Origin of the sequence: Streptomyces sp. NRRL F-6492 (genome assembly GCF_001280125.1) — a bacterium.
Classification (GTDB): domain Bacteria; phylum Actinomycetota; class Actinomycetes; order Streptomycetales; family Streptomycetaceae; genus Streptomyces.
Map to the genome: position 1 here is coordinate 31,964 of NZ_LGEG01000224.1, position 26,687 is coordinate 58,650.

General features: G+C 73.0%; 23 protein-coding genes. 9 read left to right on the forward strand and 14 right to left on the reverse strand.

Annotated features, from left to right (window positions below; genetic code table 11):
• Window positions 1-93: 93 nt before the first annotated feature.
• Together ADL08_RS20930 and ADL08_RS37280 are read right to left on the reverse strand one after the other, a co-directional pair.
• Complete coding sequence (locus ADL08_RS20930; protein WP_053645217.1) at window positions 94-1,008, reverse strand: cobalamin-binding protein; 915 nt, start codon at window positions 1,006-1,008, stop codon at window positions 94-96.
• Window positions 1,009-1,096: 88 nt separating this feature from the next.
• A complete protein-coding gene (locus tag ADL08_RS37280) occupies window positions 1,097-1,675 on the reverse strand; it encodes a hypothetical protein (RefSeq protein ID WP_053645219.1) in 579 nt (192 codons plus the stop codon).
• Between the two features lie 266 nt (window positions 1,676-1,941).
• Here ADL08_RS37280 and ADL08_RS20940 point away from each other — a divergent pair, with 266 nt between their 5' ends.
• Window positions 1,942-2,586 (forward strand): LysE family translocator, encoded by a 645-nt coding sequence (locus tag ADL08_RS20940; protein ID WP_053645221.1) that lies wholly within the window; start codon window positions 1,942-1,944, stop codon window positions 2,584-2,586.
• A 214-nt stretch (window positions 2,587-2,800) separates the two neighbouring features.
• Complete coding sequence (locus tag ADL08_RS38300; RefSeq protein ID WP_234352214.1) at window positions 2,801-2,944, forward strand: hypothetical protein; 144 nt, start codon at window positions 2,801-2,803, stop codon at window positions 2,942-2,944.
• Between the two features lie 516 nt (window positions 2,945-3,460).
• Here ADL08_RS38300 and ADL08_RS20950 read toward each other — a convergent pair.
• Window positions 3,461-4,318, reverse strand: a complete 858-nt coding sequence (locus tag ADL08_RS20950; protein ID WP_234352215.1) for a FadR/GntR family transcriptional regulator — start codon at window positions 4,316-4,318, stop codon at window positions 3,461-3,463.
• A gap of 228 nt (window positions 4,319-4,546) precedes the next feature.
• Here ADL08_RS20950 and ADL08_RS20955 point away from each other — a divergent pair, with 228 nt between their 5' ends.
• From ADL08_RS20955 to ADL08_RS20975, 5 genes are all read left to right on the forward strand, one after another.
• Window positions 4,547-5,389 carry a fumarylacetoacetate hydrolase family protein gene (locus ADL08_RS20955; protein WP_053645225.1) on the forward strand — a complete coding sequence of 281 codons (843 nt, stop codon included), beginning with the start codon at window positions 4,547-4,549 and terminating at the stop codon, window positions 5,387-5,389.
• 38 nt (window positions 5,390-5,427) lie between these two features.
• Entirely contained in the window at window positions 5,428-6,369 is a 942-nt protein-coding gene (locus ADL08_RS20960) for a VOC family protein (RefSeq protein WP_053645226.1), read from the forward strand.
• The gene (locus ADL08_RS20965) at window positions 6,359-8,011 is read left to right on the forward strand and encodes a bifunctional 3-(3-hydroxy-phenyl)propionate/3-hydroxycinnamic acid hydroxylase (protein WP_107092072.1); all 1,653 of its coding nucleotides are present in this window, start codon (window positions 6,359-6,361) and stop codon (window positions 8,009-8,011) included. The genes ADL08_RS20960 and ADL08_RS20965 overlap by 11 nt, the downstream gene beginning before the upstream one ends.
• A gap of 139 nt (window positions 8,012-8,150) precedes the next feature.
• Complete coding sequence (locus tag ADL08_RS20970; protein WP_053645230.1) at window positions 8,151-8,933, forward strand: CoA transferase subunit A; 783 nt, start codon at window positions 8,151-8,153, stop codon at window positions 8,931-8,933.
• The gene (locus ADL08_RS20975) at window positions 8,933-9,583 is read left to right on the forward strand and encodes a CoA transferase subunit B (protein WP_053645232.1); all 651 of its coding nucleotides are present in this window, start codon (window positions 8,933-8,935) and stop codon (window positions 9,581-9,583) included. Before ADL08_RS20970 ends, ADL08_RS20975 begins: the two co-directional genes overlap by 1 nt.
• Window positions 9,584-9,719: 136 nt before the next feature.
• Here the strand turns inward: ADL08_RS20975 and ADL08_RS20980 are convergent, their stop codons facing one another.
• From ADL08_RS20980 to ADL08_RS20995, 4 genes are all read right to left on the reverse strand, one after another.
• Window positions 9,720-10,193 carry a hypothetical protein gene (locus tag ADL08_RS20980; RefSeq protein WP_234352216.1) on the reverse strand — a complete coding sequence of 158 codons (474 nt, stop codon included), beginning with the start codon at window positions 10,191-10,193 and terminating at the stop codon, window positions 9,720-9,722.
• A 135-nt stretch (window positions 10,194-10,328) separates the two neighbouring features.
• Window positions 10,329-10,901 (reverse strand): VOC family protein, encoded by a 573-nt coding sequence (locus ADL08_RS20985; protein WP_053645234.1) that lies wholly within the window; start codon window positions 10,899-10,901, stop codon window positions 10,329-10,331.
• 143 nt (window positions 10,902-11,044) lie between these two features.
• Window positions 11,045-11,893 carry a fumarylacetoacetate hydrolase family protein gene (locus ADL08_RS20990; protein ID WP_053645236.1) on the reverse strand — a complete coding sequence of 283 codons (849 nt, stop codon included), beginning with the start codon at window positions 11,891-11,893 and terminating at the stop codon, window positions 11,045-11,047.
• A 569-nt stretch (window positions 11,894-12,462) separates the two neighbouring features.
• Window positions 12,463-12,942, reverse strand: a complete 480-nt coding sequence (locus tag ADL08_RS20995; RefSeq protein ID WP_053645261.1) for an Lrp/AsnC family transcriptional regulator — start codon at window positions 12,940-12,942, stop codon at window positions 12,463-12,465.
• Window positions 12,943-13,212: 270 nt separating this feature from the next.
• Here ADL08_RS20995 and ADL08_RS21000 point away from each other — a divergent pair, with 270 nt between their 5' ends.
• A complete protein-coding gene (locus tag ADL08_RS21000) occupies window positions 13,213-15,540 on the forward strand; it encodes a transketolase-like TK C-terminal-containing protein (protein WP_053645238.1) in 2,328 nt (775 codons plus the stop codon).
• Window positions 15,541-15,602: 62 nt separating this feature from the next.
• Here the strand turns inward: ADL08_RS21000 and ADL08_RS21005 are convergent, their stop codons facing one another.
• Both ADL08_RS21005 and ADL08_RS21010 read right to left on the reverse strand, forming a co-directional pair.
• Window positions 15,603-16,604: an ABC transporter substrate-binding protein gene (locus ADL08_RS21005; RefSeq protein WP_053645240.1), complete on the reverse strand. Its 1,002-nt coding sequence runs from the start codon at window positions 16,602-16,604 to the stop codon at window positions 15,603-15,605.
• A gap of 168 nt (window positions 16,605-16,772) precedes the next feature.
• Entirely contained in the window at window positions 16,773-17,957 is a 1,185-nt protein-coding gene (locus ADL08_RS21010) for an amidohydrolase family protein (protein ID WP_078968318.1), read from the reverse strand.
• A gap of 676 nt (window positions 17,958-18,633) precedes the next feature.
• Here ADL08_RS21010 and ADL08_RS21015 point away from each other — a divergent pair.
• Window positions 18,634-19,935 carry an MFS transporter gene (locus ADL08_RS21015; RefSeq protein ID WP_053645242.1) on the forward strand — a complete coding sequence of 434 codons (1,302 nt, stop codon included), beginning with the start codon at window positions 18,634-18,636 and terminating at the stop codon, window positions 19,933-19,935.
• Window positions 19,936-20,019: 84 nt separating this feature from the next.
• Here the strand turns inward: ADL08_RS21015 and ADL08_RS21020 are convergent, their stop codons facing one another.
• The 5 genes from ADL08_RS21020 to ADL08_RS21040 form a co-directional block, all read right to left on the reverse strand.
• The gene (locus tag ADL08_RS21020) at window positions 20,020-20,694 is read right to left on the reverse strand and encodes a GntR family transcriptional regulator (protein WP_053645244.1); all 675 of its coding nucleotides are present in this window, start codon (window positions 20,692-20,694) and stop codon (window positions 20,020-20,022) included.
• 165 nt (window positions 20,695-20,859) lie between these two features.
• Window positions 20,860-21,957 carry an amidohydrolase family protein gene (locus ADL08_RS21025; RefSeq protein WP_078968320.1) on the reverse strand — a complete coding sequence of 366 codons (1,098 nt, stop codon included), beginning with the start codon at window positions 21,955-21,957 and terminating at the stop codon, window positions 20,860-20,862.
• A gap of 310 nt (window positions 21,958-22,267) precedes the next feature.
• Entirely contained in the window at window positions 22,268-23,908 is a 1,641-nt protein-coding gene (locus tag ADL08_RS21030) for an FAD-dependent monooxygenase (protein ID WP_053645246.1), read from the reverse strand.
• Entirely contained in the window at window positions 23,908-24,813 is a 906-nt protein-coding gene (locus ADL08_RS21035; RefSeq protein WP_053645248.1) for an alpha/beta hydrolase, read from the reverse strand. Before ADL08_RS21035 ends, ADL08_RS21030 begins: the two co-directional genes overlap by 1 nt.
• A 354-nt stretch (window positions 24,814-25,167) precedes the next feature.
• The gene (locus ADL08_RS21040; RefSeq protein ID WP_053645251.1) at window positions 25,168-26,628 is read right to left on the reverse strand and encodes an aldehyde dehydrogenase family protein; all 1,461 of its coding nucleotides are present in this window, start codon (window positions 26,626-26,628) and stop codon (window positions 25,168-25,170) included.
• Between the last annotated feature and the right edge of the window lie 59 nt (window positions 26,629-26,687).

Below are 26,687 nucleotides of genomic sequence, written 5' to 3' on the forward strand. Positions count from 1 at the left end.
GATCGTGTCTGTCGTGGAACGGGTCATCCGGGTCCGACGTGTCGAGGCCGGTGCGCGGGGACGCGAAGCCCCTTCCGGCAGGGGTCCGGTGGGTCAGCCCAGCGGGAAGGCCTCGGCCTCCGTCACCGGGTGCCCGGCCCGGACGTCGTGCAGGACGTGCGCGAGGATCTCCGCCCCGCGCACCACGCGGGGGCCGGGCCGGTTGAAGTGGGCGGGTCCGTCGAGCACCCAGACGGCTCCGGCGCGGACGGCGGGCAGGTCGCCCCAGCCGGGAAGGGAGGTGAGCAGTTCCCGCTCCCGGAGGGACCGCTCGGGCGGGAACCCGCACGGCAGTACCAGCAGCACGTCGGGGCGGGCGGCGCGGACGGCCTCCCAGGTCATCGGGCCGGTGTGCTCGCCCGGCGCGGCGAGGAGCGGCTCGCCCCCGGCGGCGTCGATCTGCTCGGGAACCCAGTGTCCGGCGGGCCACAGCGGGTCGAGCCATTCGACGGCCACCACCCGGGGCCGGGCCCGTCCCGCCGTGCGGTGCCGCACCTCCGCCAGCCGGCCCAGCAGTTCCGCACGCCGCCGTTCGGCCCGCTCCCGTACGCCGAGCAGTTCGCCCACCGTGACCAGGCAGTTCAGCACGTCGTCCAGGGTGCGGGGCTCCAGGCTGAGGACCCGGGGCCCGCCGTCGAGGACGCGTACCGCGCGGGAGACGCCCTCGTACGAGACCGCGCACACGTCGCACAGGTCCTGGGTGAGCACGATCTCGGGCGCGAGGGCCCCGAGCGCTTCGGCGTCCAGGGTGTAGAGCGAGGAGCCGCTGTGCGCGGCGCCGCCGACCGCGGCGGAGATCTCACGGCTGGTCAGGGCGTCCGGGGAGAACGCGGCGGAGGTCACCACCGGCACCCCGGCCACGCCCTCCGGAGGCCAGTCGCACTCGTGGGTCCTTCCCACCAGATCGGCGGTCAGGCCGAGTTCGGCCACGATGTCGGTCGCGGCGGGCAACAGGGAGACGATGCGCATGGTCCGAGCCTAGGGGGTGCCCTGCCGGCCGGGCCGCAGGGCGGGTGCCGGCCGTCGGGCGGCACCGTACTGGTGCGTTCCCCGTCCTTCACCGACGCGCCGACGAAGCCGTCCCGTCCACGGCCCCGACCTGTTCCGACGGCCGGGACCGTGGACGGGACGTGAGGTGGGCCGCTGTCCTCGACGGTCCGGTTACGGGCGGACGGGGGCGACGCGCGGCGCCGGGTTGGTCGTGGACGTCTTGTTCAGCGAGAACGACCAGCCCTCGAAGCCGCCCTGCGCGGGCTTGCGACCCGAGGCACCGGACTGCGACGCGGGCCACGGCGAATCCCACCGCGGTCAGCGCGGCCGCGGTGCCGCCGAGGACCAGGGCGCCGCCGCCGGTCGCGGCCAGCAGGCCGCCGCCCTGAGGGGAGGCGTTGTGCGCGGCCGTACCGGCCGGGGGCGGGGGCGTCGAGGCGGTCGGCCCACCGGACGAGGACACATCGTCGCTCGTGTCGATGACGGGTGTGACCGGCGGGGTGGCGCCGGTGGAGAGGGTGTTGGTGTACGTGAATCTGCCGAGTCCGGCCGGGGCGCTGACATCGCCGGGTGTCAGCGTGCCGAAGTCGACGGCCGGCAGGTTCACCGCCAGCGACAGGACATCGGGCGTCTTGGCGACCCGCACCGCCTGCAGTCGACACCGCCGCACCGGGAGAAGGCAGTGGATGCGGGCGTGCGGCCCGCCCGTTCGAACTCCTCGCCCTCGACGCCCGCCCGAACCCGGCCTTCTCCTTGCGCCCGTCGGCATTTCGAGGAGTGAGGGTCGCGCGAGGACGGTGAACGGCAGGGCCGTATCCTGAGGAAGGCGGTGCGGACACCGCCGATGCGTCGCAGCCGCGCACCATCCCATTCCGGGTACCCAGTACCCTTCGAACGACCGGGAGTTGACAGGTGATCAGTCTGGCCGCAGCGGGGGGAGTGGCCCTGGTCGAACTGGGCATGGCCCTGACTCCGGGACCGAACATGATCCACCTCGCCTCTCGCGCGATCACCCAGGGCCGCAGGGCGGGCCTGGTCAGCCTGAGCGGGACCGCGGTGGGATTCCTGTGCTATCTGCTGGCCGCGGCCGCCGGCCTGTCCGCGCTGTTCGCCGCCGTGCCACTGGCGTTCACGGTGGTCAAGCTCGCCGGCGCCGCCTATTTGGCCTACCTGGCCTGGGACATGCTCCGGCCGGGTGGCCGCTCACCCTTCGCTCCGGCTGACGACCTGCCGCCCGTCTCCGACGCCCGCCTGTTCTCGATGGGGCTCCTGACCAACCTCCTCAACCCCAAGATCGCTCTCCTGTACGCCGCCCTTCTGCCCCAGTTCATGGATCCGCAGGCAGGCCCGGAGTGGGCGCAACTGCTGCAACTCGGCGGGGTGCAGATCGTCGTGGGGATCTCCGTGAACGCCCTCGTCATGCTGAGCGCGGCACGGGTGTCGGGGTTCCTGGCCGCCCGCCCCCGCGTGATGGCCGCTCAGCGGTTCGCGTCAGGCGGCATGCTCGGCGTCTTCGCGCTGCGTACGGCCCTGTCCCGCACGCCGGTCTCGGCCTGAGCCACGCCCGCGTGCGGTTGTCACACGCACAACAGGTCGTCCTGCGCGAAGTGGGTGTACTTGAGTGCGCCCCGGTTTCGACCTCTCGACCCCGCCCCGCTCGCGAGTTCCACGCCGCCGAGGGGCCTCCGGCGGGTAGCCGGCGGATCGCCGCGAGCGGGGGCGGCGGACGGACGAGGAGTACGCGAAGCAGTGGCGGCCCCGGCGGCGGAAGATGACGGACTGTTCCACGGGGGAGCACGTCGACAGCTCGGTCAACGTGCACGTCGTCCCGCGCCCGGTGTCGCGGAAGCTGCACTCGGTCACACCGATCGTGGTCGAACGCTTCCTGGAGGAGATGGAGAACGACGGGGCGTAAGGTCCGGGAGTTCCGAGAGGTGCCCCTGCCCCGGTCGGTGCGGGAGGCGATCGAGCACTACGGGGCCAAGCACGGCACCACCGAGGACGGCCATCTCCTGCGCGGTCCGGGCGGCCACTTCGCCGAAGGCATGGAACGACGCCGCGTGAAGAAGCTCCTCATGGACCTCCCGCCGCAAGAAGGGGCCGGGATGTACGGCTTCCGGCGCCACTTCGCCTCGAACGCCCTCGGCAACGGGATCCCCATCACCGACGTTGCCGAACGGACGGGACGCAGGTCCATCGAGGAGACCTACCGCACCTGCCGACACCTGATGCCCGGCGGCATCACCAAGCCGCCCGGATCCTGGACGCCGGCCTCTGCCGGGCAGCCTGACCGCCCAAGAGGGCGTTGCGGCCGTGCGCGTGGCCGGGGTGCCGGTCCTCACCGGCATCGACTGGTCCTCCGGTCCCGAACCCCTGCCTGACCGGGGGGCTGGCCGGCCCGGGTCCTGGGCCGACCCGGTTCGCGAATCCGTCAGTGCTCCGCGGCGGAGTCTCCGGCGGCCTGGAGGCCGGTGTTGTGTTCGTGGATCAGCCGAAGCGCCTCGTCGCGGTCCCTCCGGTCCAGGGCGTCGACCAGGTCGCGGTGGAGTTCGTGCCGGTGCGCGACGTACTCGCTCAGCGGCTGCTCGCCGGTGGGCAGCACCGCCAGCGTGTGGCGCTCGATCAGATCGAGCAGATGGGTGTACAGCGAACTGAGCAGCGCGTTCGGGCTGATCGCGGCGATGGCGGCGTGCAGGCGCCAGTTGGCGTGCACGAAGGCCACGGGATCCGCGGCCTCCACGGCGTGCTCCATGGCGGCGATGTGGCGACGCAGTCCCGCGACATCGGCGGGTGAGGCGTGCCAGAGGGCGTCCTCGATCAGGAGCGGGTCGAGGGCGTCGCGGATGCGCACGGCGTCGGCGACGTCGTTCGCCCGCGCGTCCAGCGCGAGGACGGAGTTGCCGAGGCGGACCATCGGAGACTGCTCGGCGCTGAACAGACCGCCGCCCGGTCCGGGCTTCACGGTGACCAGGCCGCGCGCCTGCAGGAGGCGCAGCGCCTCGTTGAACGTGCCCACGGACACCCCGCACAAGGTCCGCAGGGTCTCCTTGGTGCCCAGGCGCGATCCGGGCGGCACGCTCTCGATCAGCTCCGTGACCTTCTCCGCCGCGTGCTCGGCCCGCCCCGAGGGCGTCTGCCGAGGGGGGGCGTCGAGGCCCCGGCCGCCGCGGGCCGAGGGCGGGCCCTCGCCGACGAGCCCGCCGGGGCGCGGATAGGCCCCGGCCCGGCCGCGGGCCGGAACCGCTTCCGGCGCCTTGTGCCGCGGGGCGCTGTCGGGGGTGGCGCTCATGTCATCTCCTCGGTCGCCCTATTCATCATGCTCATTTTGCCTGAACCTCTTGACGCTGTGGACACCCGAGCGCAATATCAGGGTAATCATCATGCTGAATTAATGACGAAGGGGCGAGGGCCTGCCGAAGCCGACGGGCGGCCCTCGCCGTCCCTTCGGCGGCCGAGCGGTCGTCCCCGCCGAAGAGGCGTCGGGGCTCCGCTCCCTTCCCTGTCCGGGAGACATCACATGCGCATCGCCAACCTCTCCGGCCGCCTGGCCCTCGTCGTCGACGGCCGTGCCGTGGACGTCGAGGAGGCCAGCGGCGGCCGCTTCTCCGCCGACCCGCAGGCCGTCTACGAGCGGTGGGAGGAGTTCCGTTCCTGGGCCGCCGGCACCGGCCTCCCCGCGGGAACGGCGCTCGACCCGGCCGAACTGGGCTCCCCCGCTCCGGCGCCGCGGCAGACGCTGGCGATCGGCCTGAACTATCGGGACCACGCCGCCGAATCCGGCTTCGCGGTGCCCGAGGGGCTGCCTCCGGTCTTCACCAAGTTCGTCACCAGCGTCACCGGGCCGGTCACCGAGGTGAGGCTGCCGACGGGCGGCGACACCGACTGGGAGGTCGAACTGGTCGCCGTCATCGGCCGCCGTGCCGAGGGCGTCGACGAGGCCGACGCCTGGAGTCACGTCGCCGGTCTCGCGGTCGGACAGGACATCTCCGAGCGCGTACTCCAACTGGCCGGACCCGCACCCCAGTTCAGCTTGGGCAAGTCCCACCCCGGCTTCGCCCCCATCGGGCCCTGGCTGGTCACGCCGGACGAGTTCGACGACCCCGACGACCTCGAACTGCGCTGCGCCGTCAACGGCGAGGAGGTCCAGAAGGGGCGCACCCGCGACCTGGTCTTCTCCGTGCCCGCCCTGATCGCCCGGTTGTCCGCGGTGCTGCCACTCCTGCCCGGAGACGTCGTCTTCACCGGCACCCCGGCCGGCGTCGGCATCGGACGCGACCCGCGGCGCTTCCTCACCGCCGGTGACGTGCTCGTCAGTTCCGTCGAGGGCATCGGCGAACTGCGGCAGACCTTCGTCGCCTGAGCAGACCGGACCGACGGACGAAGGAATCGAGAATTCCCATGGCACTGCACCGTCTGACCTCCCTCACCGTGGGGGTCCCCAACGTCGCCGAGACCGCCGCCTACTACACCGACTTCGGCCTCGCCCCGGACGGCGACGGCTGGTTCACCACCCGGGACGCCGGACGCCAGCTCCGCATCGTCCACGCGCCGACCCGCCGTCTGGTGGAGGTCCGCGTCGGCGTCGACACGCCCGACGACCTCGCGGCGGCGGCCTCTCGCCTGGAGCGACTCGGTGTCGAGAGCACCCTCGACGCGGGGACGCTCACCGCGTACGACAGGACCACCGCCGTCCGAGCCGTCCTGGAGATCACCCCCCGCGTGGTCCAGGACCCGGTGGCGGCCCCCGCCCACAACGGCCCCGGCCGGATCGAGCGCGCCGGCTCACGGGCACCCGGCGTCCTGCGCACCGAGCGGGTGCGGCCGCGCAAGCTGGGCCACGCGGTCGTCGGCACCACCGACTTCGACGCCACGACCGCGTTCTTCCGCGACGGCCTCGGATTCAAGGCGTCGGACTACATCAAGGACCACGGGGCGTTCCTGCGCTGTTCCACCGACCACCACAACATCCTGGTCCTCGCCGCGCCGGTCGCCTTCCTGCACCACTCCTCCTGGCAGGTGGACGACGTCGACGAGGTCGGCCGCGGCGCCGCCGCGATGCTGGAGGACCACCCCGAGCGGCACGTCTGGGGCCTGGGGCGCCACCACGCGGGCTCCAACTTCTTCTGGTACCTCAAGGACCCGGCCGGCAACTTCAGCGAGTACTACTCCGACATGGACTGCGTCGTCGACGACCAGCTGTGGACTCCGGAGGTTCTGGAGGGCGCCAAGGGCCTCTTCAACTGGGGCCCGCCGCCACCGCCCTCCTTCCTCGCCCCCGAGGACCTCGCCGCCCTGATGACCGGCACCCACGGCGAGTCGGGGCAGAGCCGTGAGCGATAGTCCTCCGAAGGCGCGCGACGGTTCCCCGAAGGTGCACGACGTCGCGATCGTCGGCTTCGGTCCCGTCGGCCAGACGCTGGCCCTGCTCCTGGGCCGGGCCGGACGCGACGTCGTCGCCCTGGAGCGCTGGCCCGACCCCTACCCCCTGCCGCGCGCCGCCCACTTCGACCACGAGGTCGGCCGCATCTTCCAGGCCGGGGGAGTGGGGGAGGAGGTGCGCGCGGTCACCGACCCGGTGCACGACCACTACGAGTGGCGCAACGCGGCCGGCGAACCCCTGGTATGCATCGACTGGTCCGGCGACGGCCCCTCCGGCTGGCCCACCGCCAACTTCTTCAGCCAGCCCCGGCTGGAAGCCGTCCTCGCCGGAGCCGCCGAGAGCCAGGCCACGGTCACCGTGCGCCGCGGCTGCGAGGTCGCCGGCCTGCGACCCGGCGACGAGTCGGTCCTGTTGACCACCAAGGGGGACGGCGGCGGTGAGGTCCGGGCCCGTTACGTCATCGGTGCCGACGGGGCCAACAGCTTCGTCCGCTCCGCCATGACCACCTCCGTCACCGACCTCGGCTTCTTCTACGACTGGCTGGTCGTCGACACGATCCCTCACGACCGGACCGAATGGTCGCCGAAGAACTGGCAGTTGTGCGACCCGCGGCGGCCGACCACGATCGTCTCGGGCGGTCCGGGCAGGCGCCGCTGGGAGTTCATGCGACTGCCGCACGAGAGCGTCGAGGAACTCGGGACGCCGGACGCGGCCTGGCGCCTGCTGGAACCCTGGGGACGCACTCCGGAGAACACCACCATCGAACGGCACGCGGTCTACACCTTCCAGGCCCGCTGGGTGGACCGTTGGCGCGAGGACCGGCTGGTCCTCGCCGGTGACGCCGCCCACCAGATGCCGCCGTTCGCCGGTCAGGGCATGTGCTCCGGCCTGCGCGACGCCGTCAATCTGGCCTGGAAGCTGGACCTCGTCCTCGACGGCCGGGCCGACCCCGCGCTGCTTGACACCTACACCTCCGAGCGCAGCGATCACGTCCAGCACGCCATCGGCATGTCCATGGCCCTCGGCCAGGTCATCTGCGTCCTCGACCCCGAAGCCGCCGCCTCACGCGACGCCCGCATGATCGCCGCCGGCGCCGACCCCCGGCACGCCCTCCCGCCCACTCCGCCTCCCGTCCTGGGCGACGGAATCCTCCAGCGCGGCCCCGACGGCAGCCGGGCGCCGGACACCGGCCACCTCACCCCGCAGTACGAGGTCACCCACCGGGGCCGTACCGCGCTCCTCGACGACCTCACCGGCGGCGGGTTCACGATCCTGGCGGACGGGCCGGGACCGCTCGACGCCCTGGAAGCCACCGACCACGACTTCCTCTCCGGCATCGGCGCGCGCCTCGTGCCGCTGTACTCGGAGGACGTCCCGCCCGAGGGCTACCTCGACGCGCCCGACGGCTACCTGGCCCACCTGCGCGAACGGGGGCACGTCGCCGCCCTGGTCCGGCCGGACTTCTACCTGTTCGGTGCCACCGCCGACGCGCGAGGGCTGCGCGAGCTGGTCGGCCAGCTGCGCGAGCAGTTGCGGCACCCCGTCGTCACCACCGAGCGGACCCTGCCCTCCGAACTGCTCACGGCCGCCGGTGAGCAGTGACCACCCACGCCCCACGGGCGCCCCGCCCGGACGGGCGCGGCGCCCACAGAAGAACAGGAACACCACCGACCACGGCGGACGGGCCCCGCGCGGGCCGACCCGCGCGAAACGCACCTCGCGAAGACTCCCAAGGACGTTCATGGACAAGACATCGCCCTCCGCGGCCGCGGCCGTGGCCGACATAGGCGACGGCGCCTCCCTCGCCGTCGGCGGATTCGGCCTGTGCGGCATCCCGAGCACCCTCATCTCGGCCCTGCACGCGCAGGGCGCCGGCAGGCTGCGGGTGGTCTCCAACAACTGCGGCACCGACGACCACGGCCTCGGCATCCTGCTGGGCGCCGGACGCATCGCCCGTGTCACCGGCTCGTACGTCGGCGAGAACAAGGAGTTCGCCCGCCAGTACCTCGGCGGTGAACTCGAAGTGGAACTCGTCCCCCAGGGCACCCTCGCCGAACGCCTGCGCGCCGGGGGCTGCGGCATCCCCGCGTTCTACACCCCCGCGGGCGTGGGCACGCCGCTCGCCGACGGCGGCATCCCCTGGCGCCACGACTCCGACGGCGGCGTCGCCGTCGCCTCGCCGGCCAAGGAGACCCGTACCTTCGGCGACCGCGACTTCGTCCTGGAGGAGGCCATCACCTGCGACTTCGCCCTGGTCCGGGCGGCACGCGGGGACCGGCACGGCAACCTCGCCTTCGACAAGTCCGCCCGCAACTTCAACCCGCTCGCCGCCATGGCCGGCCGCGTGACCGTCGCCGAGGTCGAAGAGCTCGTCGAACCCGGCGCCCTCGACCCGGACGAGATCCACCTGCCCGGCGTGTTCGTGCAGCGCGTCGTGGGCCTCACGTCCCGGCAGGCGGCCGACAAGCGGATCGAACGGCGTACGGTCCTCGCGCCCGCGACACGAGAGGCGGTGTCCGGCTGATGCCCTGGACCAGGAACGAGACGGCCGCCCGGGCGGCGGCCGAACTGAGCGACGGCGACTACGTCAACCTCGGCATCGGACTGCCCACCCTCGTCCCCGGCTTCGTGCCCGAGGGCGTGCACGTGGTCCTCCAGTCGGAGAACGGCATCCTGGGCACCGGCCCCTACCCGTCCGAGGAGGCCGTGGACCCGGACCTGATCAACGCCGGCAAGGAGACCGTGACGGTACGGGCGGGGGCGAGCTACTTCGACTCCGCGCTGTCCTTCGGCATGATCCGCGGCGGCCACATCGACACCGCGGTCCTCGGCGCCATGCAGGTCTCCGACCGCGGCGACCTCGCCAACTGGATGATCCCCGGCAAGACGGTGAAGGGCATGGGCGGGGCGATGGACCTCGTGCACGGAGCCCGCCGCGTCATCGTCCTCATGGAGCACACCGCGAGGGACGGCAGCCCGAAGATCCTCTCCGAGTGCACCCTTCCGCTGACCGGACGCTCCTGCGTCCACCGGATCATCACCGACCTCGCCGTCCTCGACGTCACCGACCGCGGACTCGTCCTGGTGGAGACGGCCCCCGGCGTCACCCCGGAACGGGTCGCCGCCGCCACCGCGGCGCCCGTCCACCTCCGCCGGGACGCTCCGACACGGTGAGCCCCGCCTCCGCCGGCCCCGTGATCCCGGACAGCCGCCGGGCCGGCGGCCGCCCCCGCCCCGCGCGGCGTCTGCGCGCGGGCACCGAGCGGGTCCCGGCCGTCCGGCGGCCGGGACCTCACCCGCTTCTCGGCGATCAGGCCGAGAGCGGGTACGTGCCGTCGCCGGCGAGTCGTTCGTAGGCGCGGCGCACCGCGGGCACCAGGCGGGCGGCGGCCTCCGGGTCGGCCTGCTCGGTCCGGAGCCGCAGGATGTTCCCGTTGCGCCGGTCCGCGGGGACGTCTTCACCACGGGCCGTGACGAGCGCGTGGAAGTGCGGATGGTTCTCGCCGAAGACCAGCAGGTAGGTCGCGGGCGCGCCGGTCGCCTCGGTGACCGCCGCGACCAGGTCGCGCGCACGGCGGGCGAACGAGGCCAGTTCGGCCTCGTCGAGCCCGGTGATGCGCTCGGCGTGCCGGCGGACCCGCAGGACGAACCAGCCGGGTACGTCGTAACCGGGGACCGTTTCTCCCGACCAGAGAGAGTCACGGAAGACGACGTTGGCCTCTTCGTTCCGTTCCAGGCCGCACATGAGGCAGCCGGCGTCGTCGTGATGGCTGGAGGTGCTCAAGGATTCCCCTGTGGGTGGATGTGGGCGGCCGGCCGGATGGAGCGACCGTTCTCGGACCGCCGGGTGGCGGCGCGCCGAGGGGGTGCCGGTCCCGTCCCGGCACCCCTGGTCCGACGTCTCGGTCCCGTTCCGTGCTCAGACGGCTCCGGTGAGGACCAGCATCGGATCGGGCAGGTCGCTCCTCAGGGCCCAGGACCGGTGGATCAGTTCCTCGACGGTCGCCCCGGAGCGGCGGGCGGTGAGCATGGCCTCGGGGTCGAAGGCGGGGCCGACGGCGTCGGCGCCGTACTCCGGCCCGTTCATGTAGCCGGTGGCCTCGTCCGGGTCGGCGAAGTTGTCGATCTGCATCTCGACGAAACCGCCGTCCGGGTCCTGGTAGTACATCGACGTGGTGACGCCGTGGGCGATGCACACCGCAGGCGTGACGCCCTTGCCGCGCAGCAGCTCGTAGCGGGCGAGGAGGTCGTCGAGGTGGTCGAAGGTGTAGGCGACGTGGTGGGCCGCGGCCGTCGTGGGCGACTTGCGCTCCAGGGGGACCGGCGGGGTGAGCAGGGCGACGCGGTGGTGCTCCTCGTCGTAGGTGATGAAGCACAGGTGGTCGTTCTGGAACACCACGTGCCCGTCGAGAACGGTGCAGTACCAGTCCCGCATGCCGGTGGGGTTGCTGGTCTGGAACACGACGTGGGCGAACTTCGGTGTGGCGGTCATCCGATCCTCCTCGATCGAATCCGCGGGCGTCCGGCCGTGGTGGTCCTCACGGCCGGTGGTCCGGTCCTGTGCCCGCGCTTTCGGCGTTCGACGGTTCATGGGGGTGGCTGTGCGCGACCCCTGGGCACGAGGTCGCCGGGACGTCAGGTCTGTGCGACGAAGCGCTGGCGCAGTTCTCCGATGCCCTCGATGGTGCTGACCAGTTCGTCCCCGGGGGCGAGCCAGCGCTGTGGGTCACGGCCCAGGCCGACGCCGGCCGGGGTGCCGGTGAACACGAGGTCGCCGGGCAGCAGGGGGATCACCGAGGACAGGCGGGAGAGCAGCTCGGGTACGGAGAAGATCAGGTCACTGGTGCGGCCCTTCTGGACCTCCTCGCCGTTCACGGTGCAGCGCAGTCCCAGGTCGTCGGGGTCGTCGAACGCGTCGGGCGTGACCAGCCAGGGCCCGATGGGGGCGAAGCCGGGGAAGGACTTGCCGAGGCTGAACTGCGGTGACGGCCCTTCGAGTTGCGTGATGCGCTCGGAGATGTCCTGGCCCACGGTCAGCCCGGCGACGTGGTCCCAGGCGGTCTCCGCGGAGACACGGTGCGCGCGGACGCCGATGACGACGACGAGTTCGATCTCCCAGTCGGTGTGGCCGCCGGGCGGGAGGGCGACCTCGGTGACGGGGCCGGTGATGCTGGTGGCGAACTTGGTGAAGACCGGCGGCATCGTCTCGGGCAGGGCGAACCCGGATTCGGCCGCGTGGTCGCGGTAGTTCAGGCCGGCGGCGACGATCTGCCGCGGGGCGGGCGCGGGGGCGCCCAGGAGGGCGGGATCCACGGGGCCGCCCTCGGGCAGGCGGGCCTGCGCCGCCCACCGGCGGAACTCCTCCCACCGCTCGTAGACGGCCTGCGGGTCCGCGGTGAAGCGGCCACCGCTGGCCTCCTCGACGTCGACGGCGAGACCGTCGACGACGAGGGCCAGGCGGCCGGAGAGGTTGGCAATGCGCACGGAGCTGCTCCTGTGTCCTCGCGTGGTGGGTTGTGGCCGGGCGGCCGGGCCGGTGGCTCGGACCGGGGGGGGCTTCTCGGCGATGTCGAGCCGCGTCGCCTTACACCTCGTGGCCGACGGGGGCGGGGCGACCGGGTGGCGGACGCCGTCGACGGAATCACGCCGGCTGTCGGGTCCGCCGGCACCGCTCGCGATGCCCACCCGACTCCCGTCGACTGCGACGCCGATCACACAGTAAGGCGCTATATGTGATAACAGCAAGAAGCCGGGCTGATGAATCTCCTCTGAACGGGCTGTCGGCGGGGCTCAGGCGTTCCTGTCGGCCTCGTCCGCGGCCGCGTCCACGTCATGGCCGCACCGGCTCCGTCCTGCCCGGAAGCCGTGCTCCATGACGGCGTGACCGGGCCGATCCGCCCGCGACGGACCGGAGCCGGGGAGGCGCCGACGACGGCCGGTGGACTTGCTCGGGGGAGGCCGGCGGAACCGGCCCCGGAGGAGGGAGGACGCTGAGCACCCGAAGCGGTGGAGGGGCTCGTGACCCCCTCGGGGGCCCGCCGTGTCGCCCGCGATCAGCGCGCGGCGGACCGGCGCAGCAGCGGGGCGATCCGGTAGCCGACCAACTGGCGCATGACGAGTGCCGTACTGGTGCGCTCCACTCCGGGGATGTCGAGGATCCGGCTCGCCACGCGGTACAGGTCCTCGGCGTCGGTCGCGACCACGTGGACCAGCAGATCGGTGTCCCCGGTCAGCCCGTGCACTTGGAGGACCTCGGGAATCGCCGCGAGTTCGTGCCCGACCTCGTCCAGCCTGCGCTGCGCGACCCGGGTCGTCACGAACGCGGTCAGCGGATAGCCGAGGGCCGCCGGGTCGACGCGCCGCTCGAAGGAGTCCACGGCACCCGTGCGGTCCAGCGACGCCAGACGCGCCTGGACGGTGTTGCGGCTCAACCCGCTCGCCTCGGCCAGCGCCACCGTGGTGGCCCGGGGATGAGCCGTCAGCGCCAGGAGGAGGCGCGCGTCGGTGGGGTCGATCCGCTCGGAGCTGGGCACGGTGCGCACCTTCCGGGGCTGGGAAGAGGGGTGATTGGGCATTCTGCTCAATTTCCTTGCGAGTTCTTGTACGCCATCCTGACCTGGTGGTTTCCTCGACGCAACGATCCCGCCCCCGGCACCGCGCCGCCGACCGTGTCCGGTCGTGAGCCGGCCCGACGTGCCCCGGAGCACATCCGGCGCGCCCTCCGCGCCGCCGTGATACGTCCCAAGTCACAGCCGGCCGCACGTCTGCGCGCCGGATGTGCCGATCGAGGAGACCGTTTCGCCATGACCACCGCACCAGCAGCCCCCCGGCGGCCCGCGGCCGACGACCTCGACGTGCTGCACGAGATCCAGGACCGCGTGCTGTGGCTGTCCAGCGCGATCGTGCACCACGCCAACCGCGTGCGCCCCAACCCGTCGGGACTCAAGGTCGGCGGCCACCAGGCGTCCTGCGCCTCGATGGTGTCCATCATGACGGCCCTGTGGTTCCGTCATCTGCGTCCCGAGGACAGGGTCTCGGTCAAGCCGCACGCCTCGCCGGTCCTGCACGCCGTCAACCACCTGCTCGGCGAGCTGGACACCCCCCACCTGTCCACCCTGCGCGCCTTCGGCGGCCTCCAGAGCTACCCGAGCCGCTCCAAGGACCCCGATCCGGTCGACTACTCCACCGGGTCGGTGGGCATCGGCGCCACGGCGACGATCTGGGGCGCCCTGGCCCGTCGTTACACGGACGGGAGCGCCGACGGCGGCTTCACCGGCCGGCAGTACGCGCTGGTGGGAGACGCGGAGCTGGACGAGGGCGCGGTGTGGGAGGCGGTCCTCGACCCGCAGGTCGCCGAACTCGGCGAACTGGTCTGGATCGTCGACCTGAACCGGCAGTCCCTCGACCGCGTCGTGCCGAACATCGCCGCCGGCCGCCTGCACGGCATGTTCGCCGCGGCGGGATGGCAGGTGCTCACCCTCAAGTACGGCACGCTCCTCGAGGAGCTGTTCGCGCGCCCCGGGGGGCACGCACTGCGGGCCCGCATCGACGACATGCCCAATCCCGAGTACCAGCGGCTGCTGCGCTGTCCGGTCGACGAGTTGCGCGATCGGCTGCCCGGCTCCGGTCCCGAAGCTCCGGCGATCGTCCGACTGCTCGCGGAGGTCGACGACGCCACCCTCATGGAGTCGGTCCGCAACCTGGGCGGCCACGACCTGTCCGCCCTCGACGCCGCGCTGTCCGAGGTGGACGACCACCGGCCCACGGTGATCTTCGCGTACACCGTCAAGGGGCACGGCCTGCCCACGCAGGGCCACCCGCAGAACCACTCCTCGCTGCTGACGGAGGATCAGATGCGGCAGCTGGCGGACGAGGTGGGCGCCGACGCCGACCATCCGTGGGAGGGCTTCGCCCCGGACTCGGCGGCGGCCCGCCTCTGCGCGCGGATTGGGGCGCGGCTGCGCCGGGACGCCGTCGCCGGGACGGCGCCCCCCGCGGTCCCCGTGGACATCGGCCGCACCCCGACGGGCGTCGCCACCACCCAGGCGGCCCTCGGCCGCACGCTGCTCGACCTGACCCGCAGCGCTCCCGAGGCGGCCCGCCGGGTGGTCACGGTCAGCCCCGACGTCAGCTCGTCGACCAACCTGGGCGGCTGGGTCAACAAGGTCGGCGTCTGGTCGCCCGTCGAGCGCGTGAACTGGTTCGCCGACGACGCGGAGACCATCCTGCACTGGCGGGAGCGCCCGACCGGCCAGCACATCGAACTGGGCATCGCCGAGACCAACCTCGTCGGCCTGCTCGGCGAGCTGGGCGCGACCTGGAGCCGGTGGGGGAAGCCGCTGCTGCCCATCGGCGTGGTGTACGACCCCTTCGTCAACCGAGCCCTGGAACCCTGGTCCTTCGGCATGTACGCCGGCGGGCAGTCGATCCTGGTGGGCACTCCCTCCGGCGTCACCCTGGCGCCCGAGGGCGGCGCGCACCAGTCCGTCACCACGCCGTCCCTCGGCATCGAGCAGCCCGGCTGCACGACCTGGGAGCCCGCCTTCGCCCTCGACACCGAGTGGACGCTGCTTGCCGCCCTGGCCCGCCTCGGCAGGCCCGACGGAGGCTCGGCCTACCTGCGGCTGTCCACCCGCCCCGTCGACCAGACCCTGGCCCGGGTCCCGACCGACCCGGCGGCCCGGGAACGCCGTCGCCGCCAGGTCGTGGCCGGTGCCTACCCGCTGCGCCGTCAGGACGGCGCCGAGGTCACCATCGCCGCCATGGGCGCCATGGTCACCGAGGCCCTGGCCGCCGCGGACCGCCTCCAGAACCTCGGCGTCCCGGCCGACGTGATCTGCGTGACCAGCCCCGGCCTGCTCTACAAGGCCCTGGACGCCCGCGCCGGCAACGACGACGCGCCCGACTGGATCCTGGACCAGGTCTTCCCCGCGGAGCGGGCCACGCCGCTGGTCACCGTCCTGGACGGGCACCCGCACACGCTGGCCTTCCTGTCCAACATCCACCGGGTGCCGATCCGCAGACTGGGCGTCACCCGCTTCGGCCAGTCCGGCTCCCTGGACGAGGTCTACCGCTACCACCGCATCGACACCGACAGCATCGTCGGCGCCGCACTCGACCTCACCGAGTGAGGCGAAGTGCCGTGCGGGGGTGGGCGTCGAAGCTTCGACGCCCACCCCCGCACGGCACGCGGTCAGTTCTCCGGAGGAGTCCACACGAGGTCCTCGGCCTCGGGCAAGGAGCCGTGGACCTGCCCCGACGACGCCATGGCCTCGATCCAGGGTGCCAGTGCCTCCGGCGTGACGGACGTGTCCCAGTCGGGCAGCGAAGCCGCCGCCCCTCGGCGCGGCACCTCCAGCGCGGACGACAAGAAGGTCCGTACGTCCTTCTCGTGGGACGACGCCCAGCGGTCGGCGGAGTTCAGAGCCGCGACGAACGAGGAGATCGTCCGTGGATTCCTCTCCGCCCACGTGCGCTTCGCGATCCACACGCCGGCGACCACGGGGGAGTCGATCGACAGGAACGGGTCCCCGAGTGGACGGTGCCCGGCGGCCTCGACCGCGCCCATGTACGGCTGGACGGTCGCGACGGCGTCGACCCCGCCGGAGCCGAGTTCGCCGAGCATGCTGGAGAAGGGCATCTGGACGAAACGCACGTCATCGGTGTCCACTCCCGCCCTCTTCAGGGACGTCAGCACCGCCAGGAACAGCGCGCCCGACAGGGAGGGCACCGCCACCCGCTTCCCCCGCAGATCGGTCGCGGAGCCGACCGCGCCCGACTCGGCGGCGTACATCTGGCCCTGCTGGTTATCGTCGCGGTCGGTGTAGGAGCCGGCGATCACGGTGATGTCGTGCCCCTGCCAGGCGGAGGCGATGACGTCGGCGGGCGTGCCCCAGGCGATGTCGTACTCCCAGCCGAGAGAGGCGGCGAAGGACGCGATGCGCGTGCTCGGGTGCGAGGAGATCTCCACGTCGAGGCCCTGATCGGCGAAGTCGCCGTTCCTCTCGGCCAGGAGGGGCAGGCTCGGCGGTGCCGCGTCGACGAGCGCCACGCGCACGGTGCCGTCCTCGGCCTCCCCGCCCCCGGTCGACGCCGAACAGCCCGCGACGGTGGCCGTCGTCAGCGTGAGGACGGTGAGCAGGGCGGTGACACCTCTCGGCCGGTGCGCGGGACGGGTCGGAGCTGGGAAAGTCATGGCGCCGTTCCTCGGCTGGATGTACGGGAAGCGCCCGAAAGCGCTCGTCGGCCTTTGCCGTGCTCCACGGCAACGGCGTACCGGGTCCGGGGCGCACCGCGTCGTGCCGGACCCCGGCATCGTCTCCCGGCCGGGAGGCGATGCCGGTCGCGGTGGCGGGCAAGCGGGTCAGGCGGTGGCGGGGACGTACTCCGCGCCACCGACCCAGACGCGCCGGACGGCGCGGGTCGCGGTGATGTCGGCGAGCGGGTCGCCGTCGATCAGGACGAGGTCGGCGCGGTTCCCGACGCGGACGGCGCCGCGGTCACGCAGGCCGAACGCCTGGGCGGGCAGGCTCGTCGCGGCCCGCAGGGCCTCCCGCCCGGTGAGCCCCGCGCGGACCAGGAGCTCCAGCTCGTGGTGCAGGCTGGTGCCGTACGGCGGTTGCACCGGGATCCCCGGAGTGAGGTTCGCGTCCGTGCCCGCCAGGATCCGCGCTCCCGCGCGACGCAGCGCGGCGACGCTGCCCTCGGCGGCCGCGTAGTCCATGCCGGGTATCCCGAGCTTCCCGAAGCCCTCCATCATGGTCAGGGTGGGCACCGCGAAGGTGCCGGACGAGGCGTACCGCGCGGCCACCGACGCCGGCAGGGCGCTGTCCATCGGCACGTGGTGGATCATGTCGACGTTCGCGTCCAGCGCCCTGACCACCATGGCCGTGGTGGTCGCGTGGGCCATGACGAGCCTGCCGGCGGAGTGCGCGGACGTCGTCACCGCCTTGACGGTCTCCGGCGAGAGCCCCGGCTCATCGATGATGATCTTGATGTAGTCCGAGCCTTCGGCGATCCGGGAGCGGACGAACCGGGCGGCCTGTTCGGGGCCGGTCAGTACCGCGTCCGCGGGGAAGGTCGGGATCCGGCTCTGCGGGCTTCCGGGCGCCACCGCCGGCGCGCCCGCGCTGCGGATGTCGGTCAGGCCGGGCAGTCCGCGCAGCGAATCGACGAGCGAGGGCGGGAAGGAGGCCATGTCGAGGCCGGTGGTCACACCGGAACCGGCCAGCGCGTGCAGGGTGTTGACGTCCCGCAGGTGAAGGTGGGCGTCGGTCAGTCCCGGAAGCAGCACCGCGCCCCCGCAGTCGATCCGACGCGCGCCGAGGGAGCTGATGCCGATCCGTCCGTTGTCGATGACCACGGTGCGCGGGGAGGTCACCTGGTCGCCGTCGAAGATCCTGACGTTCGTCAGCGCGACCTTGTCGAGCGGGACGGCGTGCGCGTGTGCGGAGGCGGGCGCGGCCAGTGCCGACACCCCCGCGACGGCGATGCCGGCCGCCGCGGCCGTCTTGATGAAGTCACGCCGGTTCGTGTGATCGATGCACATCGTTGTGTCCTTCTGCCGGGCGGGTGAGGAAAGTGCGGCGTTCGTGCCCCGGCCTCCGTGGAGGACCGAGGGCGGCCTGCCGTCGGCGCGGTGTTCCGAGGAGGCGCGACCGCCGCCGTGGCGCCCCGAGTGCTGCGGACGCGGGCGGACAGTCCGGGTGGCGGCGCCGAGGGGCGTGCCGGGCGGTACGGGGCCGGAGAGGGCCGGTACCGGGAAGACGGACCGACCGTAGCCGCTATATGTGATAACAACAACCCTCCGGCGCCGAATCGGGATCCCGGCCACCGCCGTCGGACCGCGGATTCGAGCCCGGTCTCCCACGGGCATTGACACACGCCCGTGGCGGGCTCCAGCATCACACCCGGTTCCCCGCGGCGTGACCGAGACGGGACGGCTCCTCGCCGCTCCCGTATCCGTGCCGCGGCACGTCCGTGACGTCCGGCGACGCGACGTCCCGCGTGCCGCACGGTCCCGGCCTCACCGGGCGGTCCTTCCGAGCGGCCCCCCGCGGCACCTCCTGCCCACGGCGGGAACGCACGGTCGCCGACGGACGCTCCCCTCCCGGTCCCCCGGCGCCGACGGACAGCCCCCCGCGATCACCCCGATCCTCCGCCACGCCCTCATCGGCGTCGCCGTGGCCCTCCCACTCGCGCAGTCCCTCCTGAGGAGTACGGACATGAACCCCACCCCCGGCAAGTCCCCGACCGGGCCCCGTCCCGGCCCCGCGGTGGCCCTCGGGCTCGTCATCCTGTGCATCGAGGGGTACGACCTGTTCATCCTGGGCGCGGTCGGCCCCTCCCTGCTGTCCCACCCCGACTGGGACGCCACCAAGTCGACACTGGGCCTGCTGGGCAGCCTCACGGCGCTCGGCATGCCGCTCGGCTCCGTCGCCGCCGGCTGGGCCGGTGACCTCCACGGCCGCCGCCTCCCCATGACGGTCAGCCTGGCCTGGCTCTCCGTGAGCATGCTGCTGAGCGCCGCGGCCGGCGACCTCGCCCTCTTCGGCGCGACCCGCTTCCTCACCGGCATGGGCATCGGCGCCCTGATCCCCCTCGTCACCGCGTACGTCAGCGAAGCTGCCGACCCCGCCCGGCACTCCCTCCAGGTGGGCACCGCCACGACGGGACTGGCCGTCGGCGGCATCGTCACCGGCGTCGTCAGCCGCGCCCTGCTGCCCGAGTGGGACTTCCGCACGCTCTTCCTCTTCGGAGCGGTCCCCCTGGTGCTGATTCCCGTGGTGTGGCGCCTGGTGCCCGCCGTGGTGCGGGACCGCCCGGCGCAGACCCTGCCGGAGGCCGCCGGGACGGAGACCGCCACGGCCGGGCCGGACGAGTCCGCCAACCGCCTGCGCCGGCTGCTCGCCCCGCGGTACCGCCGCTCCACGCTGCTGTTCTGGGCGGCCACGTTCACCGGACTCGTCATCGTCTACGGCGCCGGCACCTGGCTGCCCACGCTGATGGTCGACAACGGATACGACCTCGGCTCCTCGCTGGAGTTCTCCATCGCCTTCAACGCGGGCGCCGTCATCGGCACCCTCGGCGCCGCCCTGGTCGCCGACCGGGGGCTGCTGAAGGCCGCCACGATCGCCGGCTTCCTCCTCGCCGCCGTCGCCATGATCGTCCTGAGCACGCCGCAGCCCCGGCCCCTGCTCCTCCTGGTCTCCGCCGTCGCCGGTTTCGGCGCCCTCGGAACCCAGGCGCTCGTCAACATCCACGTCGCCCACGCCCACCCGGCACGGCTGCGCGGCACCGCCCTGGGCTTCAGCCTCGGCGTCGGGCGCGTCGGCGCCATCGTCGGCCCCGGCTACCTGGCCGCCGTCACCGTGCTGATCGGCTCGCCCAAGGCCGGCTTCTACGCCTTCGTGGTCCCGGCGGTCCTGGGCGCGGTCCTGATCGGCCTGCTGCGGCCGGGCCGGAGTGCGCCCGCCCCCGCACCGGCCGACGGCCCCTCCGAGACGGAGACGCCCCTTGCCCGGTGACGCGGAGCCCGCCTTACGCAAGGAAAAGCCCCCGACGGCGTCCGCCCGGAGATCCGGGTCGGACGCCGTCGGGGGCTGTCGTCCTCAGGACAGGGCCGAGAAGGCCATCCTCTCGTTGCGGGCGAGGTGCTTCTCGACGGCGGCGCCGACCGTGGCCGGGTCGCGGGTGCGGAACGCCTCCACGAGGTCCATGTGGGCCTTGCCCCGCCGCTCGTGCTCGCCGGGGTCGGGGTCGAGCCGGCCGAAGCCGATGCGGATGTAGCGCTCCGCAGCCCGCCACAGGGTGGTCAGGACCCGGATGTCCCAGACGGTGGCGGCAGGCGCCAGGAGGGCGAGGTGGAAGGCGTGGTGGTCGTCGTAGATGTCGGCCATGCCGTGCTCCCGGGCGCCGAAGTCGGCGGCGTGGGACTCCAGACGGTCCAGTTCCTCGTCCGTCAGCAGGGTGCACGAACGCCGGGCGATCTCCGGCTCCAGGGCGCGCCGCAGGCGGTAGATGCCGTGCAGGTCGTCGAGGTCGAGCGGGGCGACGACGGCGCTGCGGCCGGGCCGCATGATGACCAGACCCTCGCTCTCCAGGCTGCGCAGCGCCTCGCGGATGGGGATGAAGCTGATGCCGAGCATCCCGGCCAGCTCGCGCAGCGAGTACTCCGTACCGGGGGCCAGGTGGCCGGCCAGGATCGCGCGCCGCAGTTCTTCGGTGGCCTGCTCCACCACGGACCGCGACGTGATGGGCTGGACCGCCCCCCGGGGTGTCGCCACGGTGTGTTCCTCGTTTCGGCCGTCCGGTGGTGGACACCAACTATAACTACGCCCCTGTGGGTGGACGGCGTGCATGACAAGGGCTGCGCGGGGGCGCACCGCCGACGACGCCCCGCACCGCGGGGGCACGGCACGGGGCGCGGGGGAGACGCGGCGGCGGGGCGATCAGAGCTTCAGGATGCGCTCGGCGTTGCCGCCGGCGATCTTCCGGCGGTGGGAGGGGGACAGGTTCGCGCCGCGCAGGAACCCGACGGCCTGCTCGCTCTTCTCGAAGGGGTAGTCGATGGCGAACAGCACGTTGTCGATGCCCACCGACTTGATGGCGGCCTGGAGCATGGTGTCGTCCATCACGCCCGAGGTGGTGATGGCGATGTTCTGCCTGAGGTACTCGGAGGGCTTCTTCTTCAACGGCACCTTGGTGTTGATGTTCTTGATCTGCACGTCGAGGCGGGGAGCGTGGTACGGCAGGAACTCGCCCATGTGGCCCACGATGAGCCTGGCCCCCGGGAAGTCGTCGAAGACGCCGCCGAGGATGACCCGCAGGGCGTGCCCGCCGGTCTCGGCCGCCCAGCTGTAGAGGGGGCCGACCAGTTCGGGACGGTCCTTCAGCAGTCCCCATTCGCCGGCCGGGGCCGGGGTGGGGTGGAGGTAGAGGGCGGCGCCCAGTTCTTCGAGCGCGGCCCACACGGGCCGGAACTGCGGCTCGTCCAGGTAGTGGCCGTTGGTGTGGCCGTTGACCAGGAACCCGGCCATCCTCAGGTCGAGTACGGCGCGCCTGGCCTCGCGCACGGCTGCCCGCGGGTCCTGGAGGGGCAGCGCGGCCAGGCCTCCGAAGCGGGTGGGGTGGGCGTCGACGACGGCGGCCAGGGCGTCGTTGGCGACCTGCGCGTCCCGCACGGCGATGGCCGCGTCGGGCTGCGTCTGCACTCCGGGCGGGGTGAGGGAGAGCACCTGCATGGCGACGCCGTTGGCGTCCATGTCGGCGAGCCGGTACTGCGTGACGTCCGGCAGCCGCTTGAACCACTCGGCGGTGACCTCGGGCTTGAAGGGGATCGCGCCGTTCAGCGCCGTGCCCTGGGTGATGAGACCCGGCAGGATGACGGCTTCCTCGATGGCGATGATCCGCAGCCTGCCGTGCGGGTCGGGCTTGCCGCCGTGGGCCTGGGCGACGCCGGGCGTCATCAGCGTGGACGCGCCGGCGAGCGCGGCCGTACCCGCCGCGGTGTTCAGGATCCGTCGTCTGGTCCATTGGTCAGCGCTCATGCGTGCTGCCTTCCTTGAGGAAAGGGGGTGTTCCCCGATGGGGCGTGTTCCTGGTGCGGGGAAGCGGGACCGGCCGGTTGCTCCGTGCTGAAGCCGTCGGCACCGGCGAGGTCGCCGATGGCGCGGGCCATCGGTCTCTCTTCTCCCTTTGGGTGCTGGTCCGCCCCGGCCGCGAGGCAGGTGCCTCGGACAGGGCGCGGCCGGGGCGGGGTCTGGTGGGCGGCGCGCGCACGCGCCGGCCGGCGGGGCCGTATGGCCTACGCGCCGACGGAGCAGAGGTGGTCTTCTTCCGCAGGGCGTACGGAGACGCTCAGGAGCTGCGGAGTGCCGCCCTCCCGTTCCGGCGGGCGTTGCCGCTCAGGATGTCGACGAGGGCGAGGGGGTCCTCGGGGACCTCGTCGCCGAGCCAGGCCACCACCTGGTCCGGGCGGACCAGGACGAGGCGGGCGCCCAGCAGTCCGGCGTGCCCGGCGGCCACCGGCTCCGGCAGACGTACCACGGTGAGCGGGACGCCCCGCAGGTCCGCGGCCTCCTCGACGGCCGTCACCGACGCGTCCCGCCCGAGGGCGAGCAGCGTCAGGCCGTCACCGAGCAGGTCGTACAGGGAGCGGCCGTCCTCCAGGAACAGGTGGGGCAGCCGGGACCCGATCCACGGGGAGCCCTCTCGCCCCTCCGGCTCGGCGATGAGGATCGGCGACGCGGCGACACGGAGGCCGAGGACCAGGTCGAGGGAGTGGAACTCCGCCTTCTTGGTCTCCTGGATCCGCGCGCCCGCGGCCCGCCGGGCCCGGATGCCCGCCTCGTCGTCCGCGTCGAGGCCGTCGGCGAGCAACTCGGTGGAGAGCACCCGCATGTTGGCGGTCGCCTCGCGGATGACACGTTCCTGTACCGGGCGGCGCTCGCGCTCGTAGCTGTCGAGCACGTCAGGGCCGCCCCAGCCGGCGAGCACGGCCGCGAGCTTCCAGCCCAGGTCGACCGCGTCCCCGATACCGGTGTTGAGCCCGTGGCCGCCGAACGGCGGGTTGAGGTGCGCGGCGTCACCGGCGAGGAAGACCCGGCCGTCGCGCATGCGGTCGACGATCTGCATCCGCGCGGTCCACGGGTCGGTGGACAGCACCTCGGCCTCCACCGGGCGGCCCGCCACGGCGTCGATGATCCGCCGCGCCTCGCGCTCACCGGTCGCCCGGTCGACGCCGAAGGCGATCGCCCACCAGGTGTCCGCCCGGTCCAGCGGCCCGACCAGGGCCGGGGCCGTCGCGTTGACGACCCAGTACTGCACGGCCGGCCCGTGCGCCACGTGCTTCCCCAGGCCGGGGCTCCGGAAGACCATGCCGAAGTTCGGGCGCAGGGCCTCCCCGCCCACGTACCGGGCGCCGATCTCGTCCCGTACGACGCTGCGCGGACCGTCGCAGCCGATCATGTAGTCGGCGGTGACGACGGTGCGACCACCGGCGCCGTCCTCGACGGCCACGGTCACCAGGTCGTCGTCCTGGCGCACACCGACGACCTTCGAGCCGAGGGCGAGCCGCCCCGGGGCCAGCTCCTCGACCGCCTCGCGCAGCACCTCCTCCAGGACGTACTGCGGCGCCTGCTGGCCGGTCTCCGGGAAGCGGTCGCCCTCCGGGGCGAGCCCCAGGACGCCGGTGAAGCGGGACAGTTCCCTGCCCGTCAGCGAGGTGCAGAACACCACGTCCTGTGACCAGGAGGCGGGCAGCGGGGCGCGCTCGCGCAGCCGCTCGGCCAGGCCCCAGCGGCGCAGGTGCTCCATCGTGCGCACGTTGAGGGTCTTGCAGCGGGGACGTGCCCGGGACACCGTGGCGCGCGGCTCGACGACCAGGCAGTCGACGCCGCGCCGGCACAGCTCGACGGCGGCGGCCAGGCCGACCGGTCCGCCGCCGGCGACGAGGACCTGCACGTGCCGCGGGAGGTGCTTGTTGTCGACGGAGGGCATCAGTTCTCGTTCTCGGCCTTCTGCTGCGCGGCCCAGTGCGCGCACTCCTCGGCGAACGCGAGCTGCCGCAGGTGCGTGGCGAAACCGAGCGTGTGGTGATCGATGCAGTGCCCCGTCCCGCGGGCGACGCTCGCGTCCACGAACGGCGCCGCGGTGAAGAGGGCGGCGAACCGGGCGACGTCCTCCGGGCCGCTGCTCCAGAGGGCGTCGAACTCGGCGAGCGCGTTGTGCACGGGGACGCGGACCTTGGGGGCGAGCACGGGCAGGTGCTCCTTCGGCCAACGCGGCGCCTGGACCAACTCCCGCACCGGCACGGGCGCGTACGAGCCGTGTGCCTGGCGCACCCCCTCCGCCCGGAAGGTGTGATCGGGGCCGAACATCACCTTGTCCCGCTCCTCGTGGGGCAGGTCCACGGTCGCGTCCGCCGGGAGGGATCCGAGGGCCTCGGCCGCTCCGCCGCTCGGGATGACGGCACCCATGCCGGTCGCCGAGACGCCGATCAGGGGTATGTCCGGCTCGGAGGCGGCGATCATCAGGGCGATCATGCCGCCGATCGAGTGGCCGACGAGGAACACGTCGTCCGCCCCGAGGCGTTCGACGGCCTGCGCCAGGGCGCCGTTGAGCAGTTCCGTGTGCCGGGTGAAGGTGTTGGCGTCCGGCTCCAGCGCGGTGCTGCCGCCGTAACCGGGGCGGTCGAAGGCCACCACCGGATGGCCGTGCGCGACGGCGACGTCCAGGAAGGACCCCTCGTCGGCGCCCGCGACGTCGAAGTACCGCGCGGTGTACGTGCCGCCGTGGAGAGCGGCGATCAGGGGTTTGCCGGTGGGCTCGGCGGGCCCCGCGGCGAGCGCCGTGATCTTGTGTCCGTCGACCTCGAAGGTCAGAAGGTCGCGCTGCTTGGCCATCTGTGGCCTCCTGCCAGGAGTGGGTGCCGGCGTGCCGCACGGATGGGGGGCGTCCTGCGGCGAACGACAGCGCGTAGCTCGCGGGTCGAGCCGACCGCCCCGGATCCATGGGTTCGAAGACCGTGTTCCGGGCGCCGTCAGGGCTCTGTGAGACTAAGCGCTATATGTAATAACAGCAAGGGTTTCGGGGGCCGTCGGCCGTCGGCCCGGTACTTTCCCGGATCGTGCGGCCCATGGGGTCGAAGCCGGGGCGGGTCCACCGTCGGTCCTGATGGTCCGACCGGTGACGGATGCCCGGCAGGGCGGAGCGGGTCGGACGGACACGCCCCTCCTTCTCCTTCGGCGAGGCGTCCGTCAGTGGTGCCGCGGTGCGTAGTCCTGGGTGATCTGCTTGTACTCCAGGAAGTCCTCCACGGACGCCGGGCCGCCGAGCCGGCCCACGCCACTGGACTTGAAGCCGCCCTCCTCGAACTCGACCGTGAGGTTCGCCCAGCTGTTGATGGAGATCAGGCCGGCGTCGAGCTGCCGCGCGACCCGCATCGGACGGTCCGCGTCCCGACTCCAGACGCAGGCGCTCAGGCCGTACTCGGTGTCGTTGGCGAGGGCGATCGCCTCCTCCTCGGTGTCGAAGACCTGGACGGTCTGCACCGGGCCGAAGGTCTCCTCCTGGACGATGGGGAGCGAGGAGTCGGTGACCGCGAGCAGGGTCGGATGGTAGAAGGCGCCGCCGGCCAGTTCGGGGCGGGTGCTCGGGCCGCCGCGGACGATCGGCTCGGCGCCGGCCGCGACGGCCGCCTCCACGGCGGCGTCGACGCGGGCGACCGCCGCCTTGTCGATCAGAGGGCCGATCTGGCTGGCCGGGTCGGAGGCCGGGCCCGGCCGCACGCTCTCCAGGCGCCGGGCCAGCGCGGCGGTGAACTCGTCGGCGATCTCCCGCTGGACCAGGACCCGGCTGCCCGTCATGCAGAACTGCCCGGCGAAGACGGTGCACGACGCGACGGCCGTGGCCAGCGCGGCCTCGATGTCGGCGTCGGCGAAGACCAGGTGTGGGGTCTTGCCGCCCAGTTCAAGACCCACCCGCTTGAAGTGGGCCGCGGCATCCCGGGCGATGAGCCGGCCGGTGGCGGTGCTGCCGGTGAAGCTGATGACGGGCACCCGGGGTGACTCGACCAGCAGACGGGCGACGTCGGAGCCGGACTCGACGACGACGTTCACCGCGCCGTTCGGCAGTTCGGGCACGGAGGCGAGGATCTCGCTCATGAGCGCGGCCGTGCGGGCCGCCTGCCCCGGCATCTTCACCACGGCCGTGCAGCCCGCGGCGAGGGCCGGGGCCAGCGCGCGGATGCACAGGTAGGCGGGGGAGTTCCACGGCACGACGATGCCGGCGACGCCGACGGGCTGCCGGATCGACATGGCCTGGCGGCCCGGCTGGGTGTCGGTGACCCGGCCGTGCGGCTGGACGGCGAGTCCCGCGGCGAAGCGCAGCGCGCGCAGGATGAAGTGCGCCTCGAATCCCGCCTCGTGGCGGAGCTTGCCGTTCTCCAGACACAGCGTGTCGATCACCTCGTCCATGCGCGCGGCGTACGCGTCGGCAAGGTGGCTGAGGGCGGTGGACCGCACCATGGGGTCGAGACGCCAGTCGCCCTCCTCGAACGCGCGCCGGGCCGCGTCGACGGCCCGCTGCCCCACTTCCGCGTCGGCGTCCGCGTAGGTGCCGATCACTTTGCCCGTGGCCGGGTCGATGCTGTCGGAGATCCGGGCGGAACCGACCCACTCGCCGTCGATCCAGTGCCGTGCGGTGTTCTCTCGGGTCATGTCGGCGACTCCTTGCTGGGGAGGAAGGGGGCAGGGGAGGGAAAAGGGGGGGAGGGGGG

Excerpts from the sequence above, each read along its gene's own strand:
- ADL08_RS20930 (WP_053645217.1), bottom strand. The coding sequence starts at position 1,008 with ATGCGCATCGTCTCCCTGTTGCCCGCCGCGACCGACATCGTGGCCGAA.
- ADL08_RS38300 (WP_234352214.1), top strand. The coding sequence starts at position 2,801 with ATGACGGACTGTTCCACGGGGGAGCACGTCGACAGCTCGGTCAACGTG.
- ADL08_RS20950 (WP_234352215.1), bottom strand. The coding sequence starts at position 4,318 with ATGAGCGCCACCCCCGACAGCGCCCCGCGGCACAAGGCGCCGGAAGCG.
- ADL08_RS20955 (WP_053645225.1), top strand. The coding sequence starts at position 4,547 with ATGCGCATCGCCAACCTCTCCGGCCGCCTGGCCCTCGTCGTCGACGGC.
- ADL08_RS20960 (WP_053645226.1), top strand. The coding sequence starts at position 5,428 with ATGGCACTGCACCGTCTGACCTCCCTCACCGTGGGGGTCCCCAACGTC.
- ADL08_RS20970 (WP_053645230.1), top strand. The coding sequence starts at position 8,151 with ATGGACAAGACATCGCCCTCCGCGGCCGCGGCCGTGGCCGACATAGGC.
- ADL08_RS20975 (WP_053645232.1), top strand. The coding sequence starts at position 8,933 with ATGCCCTGGACCAGGAACGAGACGGCCGCCCGGGCGGCGGCCGAACTG.
- ADL08_RS20985 (WP_053645234.1), bottom strand. The coding sequence starts at position 10,901 with ATGACCGCCACACCGAAGTTCGCCCACGTCGTGTTCCAGACCAGCAAC.
- ADL08_RS21000 (WP_053645238.1), top strand. The coding sequence starts at position 13,213 with ATGACCACCGCACCAGCAGCCCCCCGGCGGCCCGCGGCCGACGACCTC.
- ADL08_RS21005 (WP_053645240.1), bottom strand. The coding sequence starts at position 16,604 with ATGACTTTCCCAGCTCCGACCCGTCCCGCGCACCGGCCGAGAGGTGTC.
- ADL08_RS21010 (WP_078968318.1), bottom strand. The coding sequence starts at position 17,957 with ATGTGCATCGATCACACGAACCGGCGTGACTTCATCAAGACGGCCGCG.
- ADL08_RS21015 (WP_053645242.1), top strand. The coding sequence starts at position 18,634 with ATGAACCCCACCCCCGGCAAGTCCCCGACCGGGCCCCGTCCCGGCCCC.
- ADL08_RS21025 (WP_078968320.1), bottom strand. The coding sequence starts at position 21,957 with ATGAGCGCTGACCAATGGACCAGACGACGGATCCTGAACACCGCGGCG.
- ADL08_RS21030 (WP_053645246.1), bottom strand. The coding sequence starts at position 23,908 with ATGCCCTCCGTCGACAACAAGCACCTCCCGCGGCACGTGCAGGTCCTC.
- ADL08_RS21035 (WP_053645248.1), bottom strand. The coding sequence starts at position 24,813 with ATGGCCAAGCAGCGCGACCTTCTGACCTTCGAGGTCGACGGACACAAG.
- ADL08_RS21040 (WP_053645251.1), bottom strand. The coding sequence starts at position 26,628 with ATGACCCGAGAGAACACCGCACGGCACTGGATCGACGGCGAGTGGGTC.